This is a genomic window from Pseudomonas sp. MF09156 (assembly GCF_059862305.1).
The window spans coordinates 21,124-36,054 of the sequence record NZ_JCBCUR010000001.1 but is presented as its reverse complement, the minus strand read 5'-3'; the positions used below and the strand labels follow the sequence as shown (position 1 = coordinate 36,054).

Annotated in this window: 15 protein-coding genes; 5 read left to right on the top strand and 10 right to left on the bottom strand. The window is 59.3% G+C overall.

The annotated features are described in order from the left end of the window. Positions 1-97: 97 nt before the first annotated feature. A complete protein-coding gene (gene murJ, locus AC19YY_RS00155; RefSeq protein WP_170056703.1) occupies positions 98-1,636 on the bottom strand; it encodes a murein biosynthesis integral membrane protein MurJ in 1,539 nt (512 codons plus the stop codon). A 253-nt stretch (positions 1,637-1,889) separates the two neighbouring features. On the opposite strand from murJ, the gene rpsT reads away from it, so the two are divergent. Continuing rightward, positions 1,890-2,168 carry a 30S ribosomal protein S20 gene (gene rpsT / locus AC19YY_RS00150; protein ID WP_029292043.1) on the top strand — a complete coding sequence of 93 codons (279 nt, stop codon included), beginning with the start codon at positions 1,890-1,892 and terminating at the stop codon, positions 2,166-2,168. 189 nt (positions 2,169-2,357) lie between these two features. Here the strand turns inward: rpsT and AC19YY_RS00145 are convergent, their stop codons facing one another. From AC19YY_RS00145 to rplU, 5 genes are all read right to left on the bottom strand, one after another. Beyond that, complete coding sequence (locus tag AC19YY_RS00145) at positions 2,358-2,822, bottom strand: CreA family protein (protein WP_169951059.1); 465 nt, start codon at positions 2,820-2,822, stop codon at positions 2,358-2,360. Between the two features lie 12 nt (positions 2,823-2,834). Beyond that, positions 2,835-3,953, bottom strand: coding sequence for a glutamate 5-kinase (gene proB / locus AC19YY_RS00140; protein ID WP_169951401.1), 1,119 nt, complete (start codon positions 3,951-3,953; stop codon positions 2,835-2,837). Between the two features lie 123 nt (positions 3,954-4,076). After that, the gene (gene cgtA / locus AC19YY_RS00135) at positions 4,077-5,300 is read right to left on the bottom strand and encodes an Obg family GTPase CgtA (RefSeq protein ID WP_154906582.1); all 1,224 of its coding nucleotides are present in this window, start codon (positions 5,298-5,300) and stop codon (positions 4,077-4,079) included. Positions 5,301-5,493: 193 nt separating this feature from the next. Continuing rightward, entirely contained in the window at positions 5,494-5,751 is a 258-nt protein-coding gene (gene rpmA / locus AC19YY_RS00130) for a 50S ribosomal protein L27 (protein ID WP_029292052.1), read from the bottom strand. Between the two features lie 34 nt (positions 5,752-5,785). After that, entirely contained in the window at positions 5,786-6,100 is a 315-nt protein-coding gene (gene rplU / locus AC19YY_RS00125) for a 50S ribosomal protein L21 (protein ID WP_003176051.1), read from the bottom strand. 239 nt (positions 6,101-6,339) lie between these two features. On the opposite strand from rplU, the gene AC19YY_RS00120 reads away from it, so the two are divergent. The 3 genes from AC19YY_RS00120 (at position 6,340) to AC19YY_RS00110 (ending at position 8,271) form a co-directional block, all read left to right on the top strand. Further along, positions 6,340-7,308, top strand: a complete 969-nt coding sequence (locus AC19YY_RS00120) for a polyprenyl synthetase family protein (protein ID WP_038443490.1) — start codon at positions 6,340-6,342, stop codon at positions 7,306-7,308. Positions 7,309-7,480: 172 nt separating this feature from the next. Continuing rightward, the gene (locus AC19YY_RS00115; RefSeq protein ID WP_032861873.1) at positions 7,481-7,822 is read left to right on the top strand and encodes a zinc ribbon domain-containing protein YjdM; all 342 of its coding nucleotides are present in this window, start codon (positions 7,481-7,483) and stop codon (positions 7,820-7,822) included. Between the two features lie 191 nt (positions 7,823-8,013). Beyond that, a complete protein-coding gene (locus tag AC19YY_RS00110) occupies positions 8,014-8,271 on the top strand; it encodes a PA4570 family protein (protein WP_029292069.1) in 258 nt (85 codons plus the stop codon). A 142-nt stretch (positions 8,272-8,413) separates the two neighbouring features. Here AC19YY_RS00110 and bamJ read toward each other — a convergent pair whose 3' ends face one another. Next, on the bottom strand, positions 8,414-9,031 hold the full coding sequence (gene bamJ, locus AC19YY_RS00105; protein ID WP_038443496.1) for a BamJ family beta-barrel-assembly machinery protein: 618 nt from the start codon (positions 9,029-9,031) through the stop codon (positions 8,414-8,416). Between the two features lie 147 nt (positions 9,032-9,178). Next, a complete protein-coding gene (locus AC19YY_RS00100) occupies positions 9,179-9,667 on the bottom strand; it encodes a TIGR00645 family protein (RefSeq protein ID WP_057441112.1) in 489 nt (162 codons plus the stop codon). Positions 9,668-9,831: 164 nt separating this feature from the next. Between AC19YY_RS00100 and AC19YY_RS00095 the strand changes: the two genes are divergently transcribed. After that, a complete protein-coding gene (locus tag AC19YY_RS00095; protein WP_500603740.1) occupies positions 9,832-11,655 on the top strand; it encodes a hypothetical protein in 1,824 nt (607 codons plus the stop codon). A gap of 26 nt (positions 11,656-11,681) precedes the next feature. On the opposite strand, the gene AC19YY_RS00090 is transcribed toward AC19YY_RS00095, so the two are convergent. Together AC19YY_RS00090 and AC19YY_RS00085 are read right to left on the bottom strand one after the other, a co-directional pair. Further along, complete coding sequence (locus AC19YY_RS00090; protein ID WP_169951064.1) at positions 11,682-12,002, bottom strand: PA4575 family protein; 321 nt, start codon at positions 12,000-12,002, stop codon at positions 11,682-11,684. 255 nt (positions 12,003-12,257) lie between these two features. Further along, positions 12,258-14,696: a Lon protease family protein gene (locus AC19YY_RS00085; protein WP_169951066.1), complete on the bottom strand. Its 2,439-nt coding sequence runs from the start codon at positions 14,694-14,696 to the stop codon at positions 12,258-12,260. Positions 14,697-14,931 lie beyond the last annotated feature (235 nt).

Sequence of the window (14,931 nt, the reverse complement as noted above, 5' to 3'; positions counted from 1 at the left end):
GTGGTCGATTATAACCACACCCAGCCTTGGGCGACAGGCAACAGCGCAGGCCAAATGATTCGAATCGAAAAAACAGCCGGCTTATTGTTGATTGTGATCAATTCAGCGCCTTGCGATTGAAATCCCGCAGGCGAAAGCCCAGCACCAGCAACATGCCAAAGTAGGCGACCACCCCGGCCACGACCAGCAGGCCCAGGCGCAGGAATCGCTCGAGCATCTGCCCTTCGTCCCACGCGGGCATCCAGTGCATCAAGCCCAGCAATACCGCCGACATCACCGCCACCGCCACCAGCAATTTAAGGGCGAACACGCCCCAACCCGGCTGCGGCTGGTACATTTTCTGTTTACGCAGTTGATAAAACAGCAGGCCGGCATTGATGCACGCCCCGGCGCTGATCGCCAAGGCCAGGCCCGCGTGCGCCAGAGGCCCGATGAAGATCAGGTTGAACAGCTGGGTAACCACCAGGGTGAAAATTGCGATCTTCACCGGGGTCCGGATGTTTTGCTGGGCATAAAAGCCCGGCGCCAGGACCTTGATCACGATAATCCCCAGCAACCCTACCGAATAGGCGACCAGCGCGCGCTGGGTCATCAAGGCGTCGAACGCGCTGAACTGGCCGTACTGGAACAGCGAAACCGTCAGCGGCTTGGCCAGGATCCCCAGGGCCAGGGAGCACGGCAGCACCAGCACAAAGCACAGGCGCAAGCCCCAGTCGAGAATGCGCGAGTACTCATGGCGGTCCTTGCTGGCATAGGTGCGGGCCAGGGTCGGCAGCAAGATGGTGCCCAGCGCCACGCCGAGCACGCCGGAGGGTAATTCCATCAGACGGTCGGCGTAATACATCCACGACACCGAACCTGAGACCAGCAACGAAGCGAACGCAGTGTTGATGATCAACGAAATCTGGCTCACCGACACCCCGAGAATCGCCGGCAGCATGTTTTTCATGACCCGCCACACGCCCGTGTCCTTGAGGTTCAGGCGCGGCAACACGAGCATGCCGATCTTTTTCAGGTGCGGCAGTTGATACAACAGTTGCGCCAAGCCACCGGCCAGCACTGCCCAGCCAAGTGCCATGACGGGTGGATCGAAGTACGGCGTGAGGAACAGGGCAAAGATGATCATGCTGACGTTAAGCAGGGTCGGCACAAACGCCGGTACCGAGAAGCGGTTCCAGGTATTGAGGATCGCGCCCGCCAGGGACGACAGGGAAATCAGCAATATATAAGGAAAGGTCACCCGCAACAGGTCACTGGTCAGGGCGAATTTTTCTGGAGTGTTGGCAAACCCGGGCGCCGTGGCCCAGATAATCCAGGGTGCGGCGAGCATGCCGGCGATGGTCACCAACATCAGTACCAGGGTCAGAAGCCCCGAGACATAGGCAATGAATGTGCGGGTGGCTTCCTCACCCTGCTGGGTCTTGTACTCGGCCAGGATCGGCACGAATGCCTGGGAAAACGCACCCTCGGCGAAGATCCGCCGCAACAGGTTGGGCAGTTTGAACGCGATAAAGAAGGCGTCCGTGGCCATGCTCGCGCCAAAAATACGCGCGATGAGGGTGTCACGCACAAACCCCAGAACCCGGGAAATCATCGTGATAGAGCTGACGGCGGCCAACGATTTGAGCAGATTCATTGAAAGAGTTTTTGCCTATAGATAAAGAGCAGGCGAACAAAGCGCCTACTTATGCGATACTGCGCGCCTGCAACAGCACAGAGCCAAAGCTCGCGAGTTTACAGGTCAAGCGCCGGAAATAAATCACCCGCCTCTTCAGATCGACCACTCAGCAGTTCGCATCAGCCGCCCTTGACAAGACGTCAACTCATCGGCATGATTCGCGGCCTATTTTGTTTGCTATTTCCTAAAAAGTCTTTCGAGGAGCTCGACGGTGGCCAACACACCTTCCGCCAAAAAACGTGCAAAACAGGCTGAGAAGCGTCGCAGCCACAACGCCAGCCTGCGTTCCATGGTTCGTACCTACATCAAGAATGTAGTTAAGGCCATTGACGCAAAAGACGCTGAAAAAGCTCAAGCTGCTTACGTTCTGGCCGTGCCAGTTATCGACCGTATGGCCGATAAAGGCATCATCCACAAGAACAAAGCTGCTCGCCATAAAGGTCGTCTGAATGGCCACATCAAGGCTCTGAACCTTGCTGTTGCAGCCTAAGCGATAAGCTTGTTAAAAAACCGACCCCAGGGTCGGTTTTTTATTGCCCACGATTTATGCCACACCCCAAAACAAAAGTAGGAGCTGGCTTGCCTGCGATGGGTATTAACATTCAACATTGATGTCGACTGCTGAACCGTTATCGCAGGCAAGCCAGCTCCCACATAATGCAGAGCAGAGTTGCCAGGTTTATTGCGCGCTAGGCCACGGCAAGATCGGAATCGCCGTCACCGCATTCTGCGGACTGCCTTCGATCAAGCGATCGCTGTAGACCAGGTACACCAGGGTATTGCGCTTCTTGTCGAGGAACCGCACCACCTGCATGGTCTTGAACACCAGCGAAGTGCGCTCCTTGAACACCTCGTCACCATCTTTCAGCTCACCCTTGAAGCGAATCGGCCCCACCTGGCGACAAGCAATCGACGCCTCGGCACGATCCTCAGCCAAGCCCAGCCCACCCTTCACTCCGCCCGTCTTGGCGCGGGACAGGTAGCAGGTCACGCCATCCACCTTGGGATCATCAAAAGCCTCGACCACGATCCGATCGTTTGGCCCGACAAACTTGAACACCGTCGATACCTGGCCAATCTCTTCAGCCGAAGCCAGCAGCGGCATCGCCACCAGCAGACCGAGCAACCCCTTCATCACGCGCATCGCAGTTTTCCTTTAGACCAGAATCAGGTTGTCGCGGTGAACCAGCTCCGGCTCAGCCATGTAACCCAACAGACCGACAATCGACTCAGACGACTGCCCAATGATTTTCTGTGCCTCGAGGGCACTGTAGTTGGCCAGGCCGCGGGCGATCTCACGACCGTCGGGCGCCACGCACACCACCATTTCACCACGACGAAAGCTGCCCTGGACCAGCTTGACGCCTACCGGCAGCAAGCTCTTATTGCCTTGGGACAACGCAGAAACAGCCCCCGCATCCAGCACCAAGGTACCGCGCGTCTGCAAGTGACCAGCCAGCCACTGCTTACGCGCCGCCAGCATGCCGCGCTCCGGCGACAACAGCGTGCCGATGCGCTCACCGGCCTTGAGGCGATCCAGCACGCGCTCCAGGCGCCCACCCACGATGATCGTATGGGCACCGGAGCGAGCCGCCAGGCGCGCCGCGCGCAGCTTGGTCTGCATGCCGCCTCGACCCAGCGCACCACCGACACTGCCCGCCACCGCGTCAAGCGCCGGATCATCGGCCCGCGCTTCGTAAATCAGCTGGGCGTGCGGATTGTTGCGCGGATCGGCGTCGAACATGCCATCACGATCCGTGAGGATCACCAGCAGGTCGGCCTCCACCAGATTGGCCACCAGGGCAGCCAGGGTGTCATTGTCACCAAAGCGGATTTCGTCGGTCACCACGGTGTCGTTCTCGTTGATCACCGGGATCACCTTGAGCTCGACCAGGGCACGCAAGGTGCTGCGGGCATTGAGGTAGCGCTTACGGTCGGATAGATCGTCATGGGTCAGCAGAATCTGCGCGGTATGGCGGCCGTGCTCGGCAAAGCTGGATTCCCAGGCCTGCACCAGCCCCATCTGGCCAATCGCAGCAGCGGCCTGCAACTCATGCATCGCGCTGGGTCGCGCGGTCCAGCCGAGGCGGCTCATCCCGGCGGCAACCGCCCCGGACGACACCAGCACCAACTCGACACCTGCCTCATGCAAGGCCACCATCTGTTCAACCCAGACGCTCATGGCTGCGCGATCCAGCCCCTTGCCATCCGCCGTCAGCAGCGCACTCCCGATCTTTACGACCCAGCGTTGCGCACCCGTCACTTTGCTCCGCATCATCTTCAACCTTAGATTGAGGGCCACGCGACCCAGCGCCGCCCATAACGTTATTCGTGACTACCGATTTCCAGATACTAAAACGCCGCTCGATTGAGCGGCGCTTAAGTTTATCGCAACAGATCAGTCACGCACGTAAATGATTTCTGGACCATCTTCATCATCCACGTCTTCCTCGTCCCAATCATCGTCACCGATATCATGGACCGACTTGACGCCACTGCGGCGCAAGGCACGCTGGTCATCCAGCGCCTGCAACTGCGCACGCGCTTCATCTTCGATACGCTGGTCGAGGTCAGCCAATTCAGCCTTGTAGACCGGATCGGCAGCCAGGCGATCAGCACGATCTTCCAGGTAGCGCATGATGTCGCGAGTCAGACGCTCAGTGCCTTCTTTGGCAATGGCGGAGATCACGTAGACCGGACCTTCCCACTGCAGGCGGTCAACGATTTCCTTGACCCGCTCTTCATGTTCTTCTTCGAGGATCTGGTCGCACTTGTTCAGCACCAGCCAACGGTCACGCTCAGCCAGGGACGGGCTGAACTTGGCCAGTTCGTTGACAATCACTTCAGCCGCATCCGGGGCACTGGTTTCATCCAGCGGCGCCATATCGACAAGGTGCAGCAGCAAACGGGTACGGGACAAGTGCTTGAGGAAGCGAATGCCCAAACCGGCGCCATCGGAAGCACCTTCGATCAGGCCCGGAATGTCCGCAACCACGAAGCTTTTCCAGCGATCGACACTGACCACGCCCAGGTTCGGCACCAGGGTGGTGAACGGATAATCCGCCACTTTTGGCTTGGCCGCAGACACCGAGCGAATGAAGGTACTTTTGCCAGCGTTTGGCAGGCCCAGCAGACCCACATCCGCCAACACTTTCATTTCCAGCTTCAGGTCACGCTGCTCGCCCGGCTTGCCTGGCGTAGTCTGGCGCGGCGCACGGTTGGTACTGGACTTGAATCGGGTGTTACCCAGACCGTGCCAGCCGCCCTGCACAACCATCAGCTTCTGGCCGGCCTTGGTCAGGTCGCCAATCACTTCCTGGGTCGCGGAGTCGATGATCGTGGTACCGACCGGCACACGCAGCACCAGATCCTCACCTTTTTTACCGGTGCAGTCGGTGCTGCCACCATTGGAGCCACGCTCGGCATCGAAGTGCCGGGTGTAGCGGTAGTCGACCAGGGTATTGAGGTTTTCGTCGGCCATCATGTAGATAGAACCGCCATCACCACCGTCGCCGCCGTTCGGGCCACCGTTTTCGATGAACTTTTCGCGACGGAAACTCATGCAACCGTTACCGCCGTCGCCTGCTTTTACTCGGATGGAAACTTCATCAACGAACTTCATAACAAAACGCCTCTCGCCGCACGGACGAGCTTAAGAAACCAAGACATAAGACTCTTGCAAAAATGAGCGCAGCGACCTCAATCAGCGACCGCAAATCCCGCTGCCTTCGCCATTACAAACAGCTTTGCAAGAGACTCACCCCACAAACGAAAAAGCCCCGTCGCAAGACAGGGCTTTTCCAGCGAGCTCGCAATTAAGCCGAGACAACGCTCACGTAACGGCGGTTGAACGCGCCTTTTACTTCAAACTTGATCACGCCTTCGATTTTCGCGAAGAGAGTGTGATCTTTACCCATGCCTACACCGTAACCGGCGTGGAATTGGGTGCCGCGCTGACGCACGATGATGTTGCCCGGAATGATTTTCTGGCCGCCATACATCTTAACGCCAAGGCGTTTGGCTTCTGAGTCGCGACCGTTACGGGTACTACCACCAGCTTTTTTGTGTGCCATGAGTCAATTCTCCTAGTGAGGAATTAGGCTGAAATTAAGCCTGAATACCGGTGATTTTGATCTCGGTGTACCACTGGCGGTGGCCCATACGCTTCATGTGGTGCTTACGACGACGGAACTTGATGATGCGGACTTTATCGTGACGACCTTGGGAGATCACTTCAGCCACAACGGTAGCGCCAGCAACAACTGGAGCGCCGATGTTCACGTCATCGCCATTGGCGACCAACAGAACGCGATCAAAAGTAACGGATTCGCCGGTAGCGATTTCCAGTTTTTCGATCTTCAGGTATTCACCTGGGGCGACCTTGTATTGCTTGCCACCAGTAACAATTACTGCGTACGACATGGTATTTCTCCGATAATCCTGCTCACCCAGCGCTTTATAAGAAGAGGTATTGGCTGGCATGGCTGCATGGGATGGACGTCCCGAATGCAATTGCGTAAGGCAGGTGCTGCCCAGGAAGTTCAGGGTGCGCGATTGTACGCAAGCTGCGAGAGGCTTGCAAGTAGCCGTCTATCGCGCCTTGACACCCAGGGGCGCGGGTCCTAGCATGCCGCGCAACCCTTCTGGAGCGACTGTCGCTGATGCAACCCCAAGCTTTCTACCGCGCGGTGGCGGACGATTTTAGCGCCGTCGACGGCATCATCAAGAAGCAGCTGACTTCTAAAGTGCCACTGGTCTCCAAAATTGGCGACTATATTACTTCGGCCGGCGGTAAACGCCTGCGTCCATTATTAGTGTTGCTGTGTGGCAAGGCCCTGGGCCGCGAAGGCGATGACCTGCGCCTGCTGGCCGCCACTATCGAGTTCCTGCATACCGCCACCCTACTGCACGACGATGTGGTCGACATGTCCGGCATGCGCCGTGGCCGTGAGACCGCCAACGCCATGTGGGGCAACGCGCCCAGCGTGCTGGTGGGCGACTTCCTGTATTCGCGCTCGTTCGAAATGATGGTCGAGCTGGGCTCGATGCCGGTGATGAAGATCCTGTCCCAGGCCACGCGCATCATCGCCGAAGGCGAAGTGCTGCAGCTGTCCAAGGTGCGTGACGCGAGCACCACCGAAGAAACCTATATGGAAGTGATTCGCGGCAAGACCGCGATGCTCTTCGAAGCCTCGACCCACAGCGCCGCCGCCCTGTGCGAAGCGAGCGCCGAACAGGCCGAAGCCCTGCGCACCTTTGGCGATCACCTGGGCGTGGCCTTCCAGTTGGTGGATGATCTGCTCGATTATCGCGGTGATGCCGAAACCCTGGGCAAGAACGTCGGTGACGACCTGGCCGAAGGCAAGCCGACCCTACCGCTGATCTACACCATGCGCGAAGGCACCCCGGAACAGGCGGCATTGGTGCGCAAGGCGATCCAGAAAGGCGGCATCGAAGACCTGGAAAGCATCCGCGCCGCCGTGGAAGCCTCGGGTTCGCTGGACTACACCGCACAGCTGGCCCGCGACTACGTGGCCCGCGCCATCAAATGCCTGGAAGCCCTTCCAGCCAGCGAATACCGGGACGCCCTGGTGGAGCTGAGTGAGTTTGCGGTAGCCCGTACTCACTAACACTCTGTGGGAGCCGGCTTGCCTGCGACAGCATCACCTCGCTACAGCTGATAGACCGAGGTGCCTGCATCGCAGGCAAGCCGGCTCCCACATTGAGACCGCATCGCCCCGCCCCCGACAAAACCCTATATAATGTGCGACTTTTAGCCATCCTGACTTTCAAGGAGCTTTAGTGAGCACGTTGCCACCCTGCCCAAAATGCAATTCCGAATACACCTACGAAGACGGCGCCCAGCTGATCTGCCCGGAATGCGCCCATGAGTGGTCCGTCGGTGGTGAAGCCGAAGCAGCCAGCGATGAAACCGTGAAGAAAGACTCTGTTGGTAACGTCCTGCAAGACGGCGACACCATCACCGTGATCAAGGACCTCAAGGTCAAGGGCACCTCGCTGGTGGTCAAGGTCGGCACAAAGGTCAAGAACATCCGCCTGTGCGATGGCGACCACGATATCGACTGCAAGATCGACGGTATCGGCCCGATGAAGCTCAAGTCCGAGTTCGTCCGCAAGGTCTGACCTACCGCCATCCCGCGCCCCGCGCGGGATGGCGCTTCACCCTCCCCGTCCCCCCCTCCCCAGTAGCAAAAGGCCAGCCCTGTTGACCTTGAACAATGCCCACACAGAAAAACCAGGAAATTGCCAATAGGGACTTGCTATTCTTTGAATAAGAATTATTCTCATTGAAACCCTTCAAGGAGATGCGACCCATGACTTATTTGATTGATGCCTGGCTGGACCGTCCGCACCCTTACCTGCGGATCCTTCATCGGGAAACCGGCGAAGTCTGTGCGGTGCTGGAAGAAGAAGCGCTCAATGAACTGCAGGACCAGGGCGACCTGGACGTCAACGGCCTGAGCTCCAGTGAACCTGGGGTGCTTAAAGAGGTGGTGAGGAATCTATTTCTGTTCTGCTATGCCCGAGCGTTGCGCCCGGTGACGGAGCTGCATGGCAAGTTTCACCCATGAGCAACCGCGCAGAACCTGATTGCATGGCCCTTTGTAGGAGCTGGCTTGCCGGCGATAACATCACCTCGGTGTAACCCATACCGAGTCGTCTGTATCGCCGCGACCCGCCAAGCCAGCTCCTACATAGAGCCATCAGCAGGTCTTACAGAACGTCGAGCAGCTCGACGTCGAATACCAGAACGCTGTGCGGCGGGATGCTGCCAACACCTTGTGCGCCGTAAGCCAGTTCGCTCGGCACGTACAGGCGCCATTTGCTGCCAGCATTCATCAGTTGCAGGGCTTCGGTCCAGCCAGCGATCACGCCACCGACCGGGAATTCTGCCGGCTGGCCACGCTCGTAGGAGCTGTCGAACACAGTGCCGTCAATCAGGGTGCCATGGTAGTGGGTACGCACCTGGTCTTCACGGGTCGGCTTGGCGCCGTCGCCGGCGGTCAGCACTTCAAATTGCAGGCCGGAAGCCAGGGTGGTGATGCCGTCACGCTTGGCGTTCTCAGCCAGGAATGCCAGGCCCGCGCCTGCGGCTGCTTCAGCCTTGGCCGCTGCTTCGGCTTGCATGATGTCGCGAATCACTTTGAAGCTGGCAGCCATTTGCTCCTGGTCAACACGGCTTGGCTTGCCGCCGAACGCGTCGGTCAGGCCAGCCAGGATCGCGTCCAGGCTGACGCCCGGTGGCGGGTTGTCGCGCAGCTGGTCGCCCAACTGACGGCCAATGCCGTAGCTGACGCGGGTTTCGTCGGTGGACAGATTGACTTCGGACATGGAAAGGCTCCGCTGTAGGACAACTGCAAAAATCCGCAAAAACGCGGGATCTGGCGTGTCATCCAAACTAAAAGGGCGAGCAGACTAGCACACTCGCCCCAGGCTTGATGAGCCCAAAATCCCAGGCCGGCAGGCGCCGGTCATGGATCAATGCTTGGTCAGTTTATCCAGGTAGCCCATGGCAAACGCCGAGATCACGAAGGTCATGTGAATGATCACGTACCACATCAGGTGCTGTGGATCGACATTCTTGGCATCCATGAAGATCCGCAGCAGGTGGATCGAGGAAATTGCCACGATGGACGCCGCCACCTTCATCTTCAGCGACGAAGAGTCCATGGTGCCCAGCCAGTTGAGCTTCTCCTTGTTGTCGTCGATATCCAGTTGCGAGACAAAGTTCTCATAGCCGGAAATCATCACCATCACCAACAAGCCACCCACCAGGGCCATGTCGATCAACGACAGCAGCACCAGGATCAGCTCCGACTCGGCCATCGCAAAGACATTGGGCAGCAGATGGATCACTTCCTGGAAGAATTTCAGCGCCAACGCCAGCAGCCCGAGGGACAAGCCGAAATAGATCGGCGCCAGCAGCCAGCGGGAGGCGTACATTGCATTTTCGATAAAGCGTTCCATGGAATCTCACACAGCTTGGCTAGAAATGGCGGCGAGTATATCAGCCGCGTACATTGCGCCATAACCACCCGGAAACTGACCTGTAGCGCTTCTGTAAGACAATTTTTCTGCTAGTGTCGGCCTCATCAACGTGGCTCGATGCTGCCGGACAGGAATCTCAAATAATGGATGTGCGATCTCCCTTGGCCAGTCTTGGCCTGTGTATGGCTTTACTGGCGGCCAGCGGCTGCTCCCCCAGCGACGAGCACAAGCAAGCCTCTCTGGAAGAAAAAACCACCCAGTTCGAACAATCCCTGGATACGATCCAGGATCCGCGCCTCAAGGAGGCCGTGGGCGAGCTGGGCGGCTCGCTGCTATTGCTGGAGCGGGCGCGCATCAAGCTCGACACCAAGCCAGTGGAGACCGAGTACGGGGAAAACAGCCTGGCCGTGCTTGCGCACTACCCTACCCCGCAAGTGCTGGTGGATACCTACATCAACGGGCTGTTCGTCCTACGCAAGAACTCGCATTCGGACTACCTGACCGATCTGCAACCGGTGTTCCCGTTCAGTTTCAATATGCCGGACCAATTCCCGTTTCCCCATGGCCTGGAATGGCAATCGGTGACCTTGAGCAACAACAAGATCATCCCGTTCCAGCCGGAATGGTCGGAAACCGACCCCGGCATCCAGTTGAGCCCCAGCAGCTCCAACCTGACCAACCCGGACGACCTGACCGTCACCTATCCCTTTATCGAAGGCATCGAGACGGACAACAAGAGCCAGCCCCAACCCGTCACCCTCAAGGGCCGGGTCGAGGTGATTGCACCCAGCAAAGTGCTGACCTTCGACCTGACCCGCAAAGACGTGGGCCACAAGCGCACCGAGGCAAACATCACGCTGACCCTGCTGGCCCTGAAGAACAACTACGCCGAGATCGAACTGACCAACACCAGCCCCCTGGCGCCACAAGTGGCGGATGAGTCGCCCAACCCGCTGCTGGTCCAGGCCCGGGACACCACCGGGCAATTTCTTTCCCGTGCCGGTTCGATCAATGAAAGCGCCGCCCAGGTGGCGTTCTACGAGCAGCAACTGGCGCAGATGCGCAAGCAGACAACCTGGTCCGAGGCCTTTGAAAAGCAGTTGCAAGACGAGCAGAAAGCCTTCGAACAAAAACAGGCCAGCCACTACGCCAAGGTCTACTTCAACGGGGTGATCGATAACCTGCAAGTCAGCGTGCTGGATTTCTCCGACGCTACAGTCACCCGCAAGGACCTGGAACTGCCGATACGGCGCTTTGACAAGAACAGTCTGGAGAAAACCGTGCAGGGCCTGCCCATGCCCGTCACGGTGTATGACGATGAGGCCGCAGGCTGGCTCCAAAGTGCCAGCCTCTCCGAAGACCAGTTGAAAAGCAGCGTCACCATCAGCCAGTCGGTGGACGACGCCAGCGCCGCCCACATCGCCTTTGACCATCCCTTCACCTTCAATGACGACCTGATCGGCTCGACTCGCACCAGCAACGACGCCCCGCTGACGTTCTTCACCGCAAATGATCAAGGCAAGCGCGGCGAGCCCATCGAGCTGCCCACCGAGGCCTTTGAGGTCGACCCATGGCGCGCCACCATCACCTACGACCTTAATTTATTCCCGGAAACCCCGGCATTTGCCGTGGGATCGATCCCGCTGTTCCTGGCCACCATCGAAAAGAACACCGTCAACACCGCCCAACTGCCCAAGGGCCTGTCGATCCAGGACAACGTGCTGATTGTCGACCAGGCGCTCTTCCCTTCCGATAGCTGGCGCTTCTTTGCCAAGGACGCCAGTGGCAAGTACTTGAAGGAAATCCTCGGCGTCAGCCACCGCGCTGCGGAATACGGCACCGCGTTGTTTGATGTGCATTACTTTTATGGCCAGCCGACCGCGCTTGAAACGTACCAGCGCACGGCGTTGAACACCGTGCAATACGGCTTCGAGGTCAAGCTGGACAAGCCCGAGAGCAAATTGTAGGAGCCGGCTCCTACTAAGGTTGCGGTTTACAGGTGCAGGGCCTGGGGCCGTCCGCCATTGAGCTGGCGCAGGTGGGCCTGCAAGTGCAGGCACCAGATCTGCGGGTCGTCGGCCAGTTCGTAGCCGTGCAGGGTCAGGCTTTGCACGATGGATTCAAGAATGTTTTCCGCGACGAACGGGCCATGGAACGGCCCCTGGGACTTGATGGTCGAGGGCTGCTCACCTGTCATTCCGGCGGCAAACAGCAACGTCCACATCCCGGCATCCCCCGCAAGAGGACGAATGGAACATTCAATTCGGGTGACCAGGCCCAGGCACTGGCGGGTGAGGCAAAGGCTGCGCGGCATGGCGGCGACCCTCGGTAGATCCGGTGTTCAGCCTCCAGACACAAGGCCGTCTCTATCCCATGACTCCTGTAGATATCCCTTGAGCTGAGAATAGAAGAAAACCGCTACAAACCAAGATTGTAGGGACCAACGGCCATCAGCTCCCCACAACCCAGCCAAAAATATGGCGCTTTCCCCGCTCGGACCCGACTTGCCGGCGATAGCGATACATCGAGCGCCATCGCCGGCAAGCCGGCTCCAATGGGTGATCCCGCATCAGCTTGGCTTGGCTTCGACCAACGCCTGCTGCGCCAGCTCCTTTTCCGCTTCCTTGAGGTCTTCCTCGCTGATCATCTCGGCAATCGCCCGCAGACGTTCAACCACGCGCGCGTTGACGCTACCCTCGGGGAATTGCCCTTCGGCATCCGGCTCGCCGGCAGGCTCGCCCACCAACAGGCTCAACGCCTCGTCGGCCTGGCGCACGGCATACACGTGGAACTGCCCTTGCCTTACCGCCTGCAAGACCTTCTCGTCGAGCATCAGCGTCGCGACGTTGGCCTGGGGAATGATCGCGCCCTGCTCGCCCGTCAAGCCACGGGCCTCGCACAGGCGGAAGAAGCCTTCGATCTTCTCGTTGACCCCGCCCACCGCCTGCACTTCACCGAACTGGTTGATTGAGCCAGTGATGGCGAAACACTGCTTGAGCGGGGTCTTCGACAGCGCCGAAATCAACGTACAGGCCTCGCCCAACGAGGCGCTGTCGCCGTCGACATAACCGTAGGATTGCTCCAGGGCAATGCTCGCAGAGATCGCCAGGGGGAATTCCTGGGCATAACGGCTGCCCAGGTAACCGGTGAGGATCATCACGCCCTTGGAGTGGATCGGCTGGCCGAGGTTGACCTCACGCTCGATATCGACAATGCCACTGCCGCCCGGGTACACCGTGGCAGAAATGCGCGCCGGCACACCGAACGCCGAATCACCGACCTCCAGCACCGTCAGCCCGTTGCATTTGCCCACTGCCGCGCCGGCGGTGTCGATCAGGATCACCCCGGCGAGCATGTCGTCGAGGATCCGCGCCGAGACCCGGCCGGTGCGCGTGGCCTTGGCCTTCAACGCGCGCTCGATGTGCCCGGCGTCGGTGCGTTCATCACCCGCCAGGTGGCGGATGAAGTCCGCCTCGCTGACCAGCTGGAACAGGTCGCCGATGCGCGCCGACAAACGTCCCTGGTGCTCCGCCAGCCGTGCGCTATAGGTCGCCAGGCGTGCCACCGCATCCGAGGTCAGCGGCGCCATGCCTTCTTCCGAGGTGCGGGTTTTCAGCAACTGGGCGAACTGCTCCAGGCTTTCATCGACCATCGGGATGTCTTCATCGAAATCCACCAGCACCCGGAACATCTCCTGGAAGTCCGGATCCAGGTCTTGCAGGGTGTAGTACAGCGAGCGGGCGCCGATGATGATGACCTTGACCTGCAACGGGATCACTTGCGGGTTGAGGGTCACGGTGGCCAGGCGGCCCAACTCGCCCAGAGGCGACTCCATCTTCAACTTGCGCGACTGCAGCGCGCGCTTGAGCGCGTCCCAGACAAACGGCTCGCTGAGCATTTTCTCGGCTTCGAGGATCAGGAAACCGCCGTTGGCACGATGCAACGCCCCCGGACGCAGTTGCCGGTAGGTGGTGTAGAGCGCGCCCTGGTCGGTGCTGTACTCGATCCGGCCAAACAGGTTGTCGTAGGTCGGGTGCGGTTCGAACACCACCGGCGCGCCGCCATTGAGCGGATGGCCCACCACCAGGCTCGGGCAGTACTGCTCTTCCAGCAACTTGCGCGCCTGGGCGTCGGTTTTGGCGTCATCCACCAGCAGTTCGACCACGGTCTTGAGCAGATAGACCTGCATCGCCTGCAGGTAGCCGCAGACACCGGCGTTCTCGGCGTACTTCTCGGACAACGGTGCCAGCAATGGCTGCAAGGCCAGGGTGATGGTCTCTTCGTTGAACTGGCGCATCTGGTTGTTGGACTCGCGCTTCCACTGCGGCAGGCTGGCGAGTTCTTCGTTGAGGCGCTCTTCGAGCTCGGAAATATCCGTGTGGAAACGCTCACGGTCGGCTTCCGGCAGTTGCGAGAACTCGGCCTCGTCCAGGGCCTTGCCATCGAGCATCGGGGTAAAGGCGATATTGCTGCTGTCACGGTACAGCGCCACGTCCTTTTCCAGGGCCAGGCGCTCGATCACATCCAGGGCACGGTCGTAACGCTGGTTGAAGGCGCGGTCGATCGCGCTTTTGCGCTGTTGATACGTCGGGTGCTCGAACACTGCCGGGAAGGTGGCGACCAGGTTGTCGATCAGGCCACTGATGTCTGCGATGAACGGGGCCGCGCCGCCCGCAGGCAATTCCAGGGCACGGGGCTCGCGGGGCTCGTCGAAGTTATTGACGTAGACCCAGTCTGCCGGGGTCTGCAGGCGCTTGCCTTCGGCCTTGAGGTAGCGTTTGACGAACGAAAAGCGGCCGGTACCGGGCTCGCCCATGACAAATACGTTGTAACCGGGGCGTGGCATGGCCACACCGAACTGCAACGCTTCAACCGCGCGTTCCTGGCCAAGCACACCGCGAAAGGGCTCCAAGTCATTGGTGGTCGAGAAGCTGAACTGTTCAGCGGAGAAAGGACGGGTCAGCGCTTCGGGCGCTAGACGCAAGCTGGCAGCAACAGGATCAGGCATCGGGCTTCCTTACATCAGGCGGGGCAATGGCGGCATTCTGGCGCCGTGCGTAGCTGGCTGGCAAGGCACGACTGAGGTAAAGCATAGACACGGGATGCGGCCTGCAAAAAAACCAGTCTGCATTGATTGTTTTACAAAAAAGCACGGAACCCTTGGAACATGCCTAAACTCCAAACTGCGCGGGTTGGACTAATAACTGGCCCCTAGGGTGCTTTGCGGCGCCTGAACCCTTGTC

Excerpts from the sequence above, each read along its gene's own strand:
- cgtA (WP_154906582.1), bottom strand. The coding sequence starts at position 5,300 with ATGAAGTTCGTTGATGAAGTTTCCATCCGAGTAAAAGCAGGCGACGGC.
- AC19YY_RS00085 (WP_169951066.1), bottom strand. The coding sequence starts at position 14,696 with ATGCCTGATCCTGTTGCTGCCAGCTTGCGTCTAGCGCCCGAAGCGCTG.
- AC19YY_RS00120 (WP_038443490.1), top strand. The coding sequence starts at position 6,340 with ATGCAACCCCAAGCTTTCTACCGCGCGGTGGCGGACGATTTTAGCGCC.
- rpmA (WP_029292052.1), bottom strand. The coding sequence starts at position 5,751 with ATGGCACACAAAAAAGCTGGTGGTAGTACCCGTAACGGTCGCGACTCA.
- rplU (WP_003176051.1), bottom strand. The coding sequence starts at position 6,100 with ATGTCGTACGCAGTAATTGTTACTGGTGGCAAGCAATACAAGGTCGCC.
- AC19YY_RS00095 (WP_500603740.1), top strand. The coding sequence starts at position 9,832 with ATGGATGTGCGATCTCCCTTGGCCAGTCTTGGCCTGTGTATGGCTTTA.
- proB (WP_169951401.1), bottom strand. The coding sequence starts at position 3,953 with ATGCGGAGCAAAGTGACGGGTGCGCAACGCTGGGTCGTAAAGATCGGG.
- AC19YY_RS00110 (WP_029292069.1), top strand. The coding sequence starts at position 8,014 with ATGACTTATTTGATTGATGCCTGGCTGGACCGTCCGCACCCTTACCTG.
- murJ (WP_170056703.1), bottom strand. The coding sequence starts at position 1,636 with ATGAATCTGCTCAAATCGTTGGCCGCCGTCAGCTCTATCACGATGATT.
- AC19YY_RS00090 (WP_169951064.1), bottom strand. The coding sequence starts at position 12,002 with ATGCCGCGCAGCCTTTGCCTCACCCGCCAGTGCCTGGGCCTGGTCACC.
- AC19YY_RS00145 (WP_169951059.1), bottom strand. The coding sequence starts at position 2,822 with ATGCGCGTGATGAAGGGGTTGCTCGGTCTGCTGGTGGCGATGCCGCTG.
- bamJ (WP_038443496.1), bottom strand. The coding sequence starts at position 9,031 with ATGTCCGAAGTCAATCTGTCCACCGACGAAACCCGCGTCAGCTACGGC.
- AC19YY_RS00100 (WP_057441112.1), bottom strand. The coding sequence starts at position 9,667 with ATGGAACGCTTTATCGAAAATGCAATGTACGCCTCCCGCTGGCTGCTG.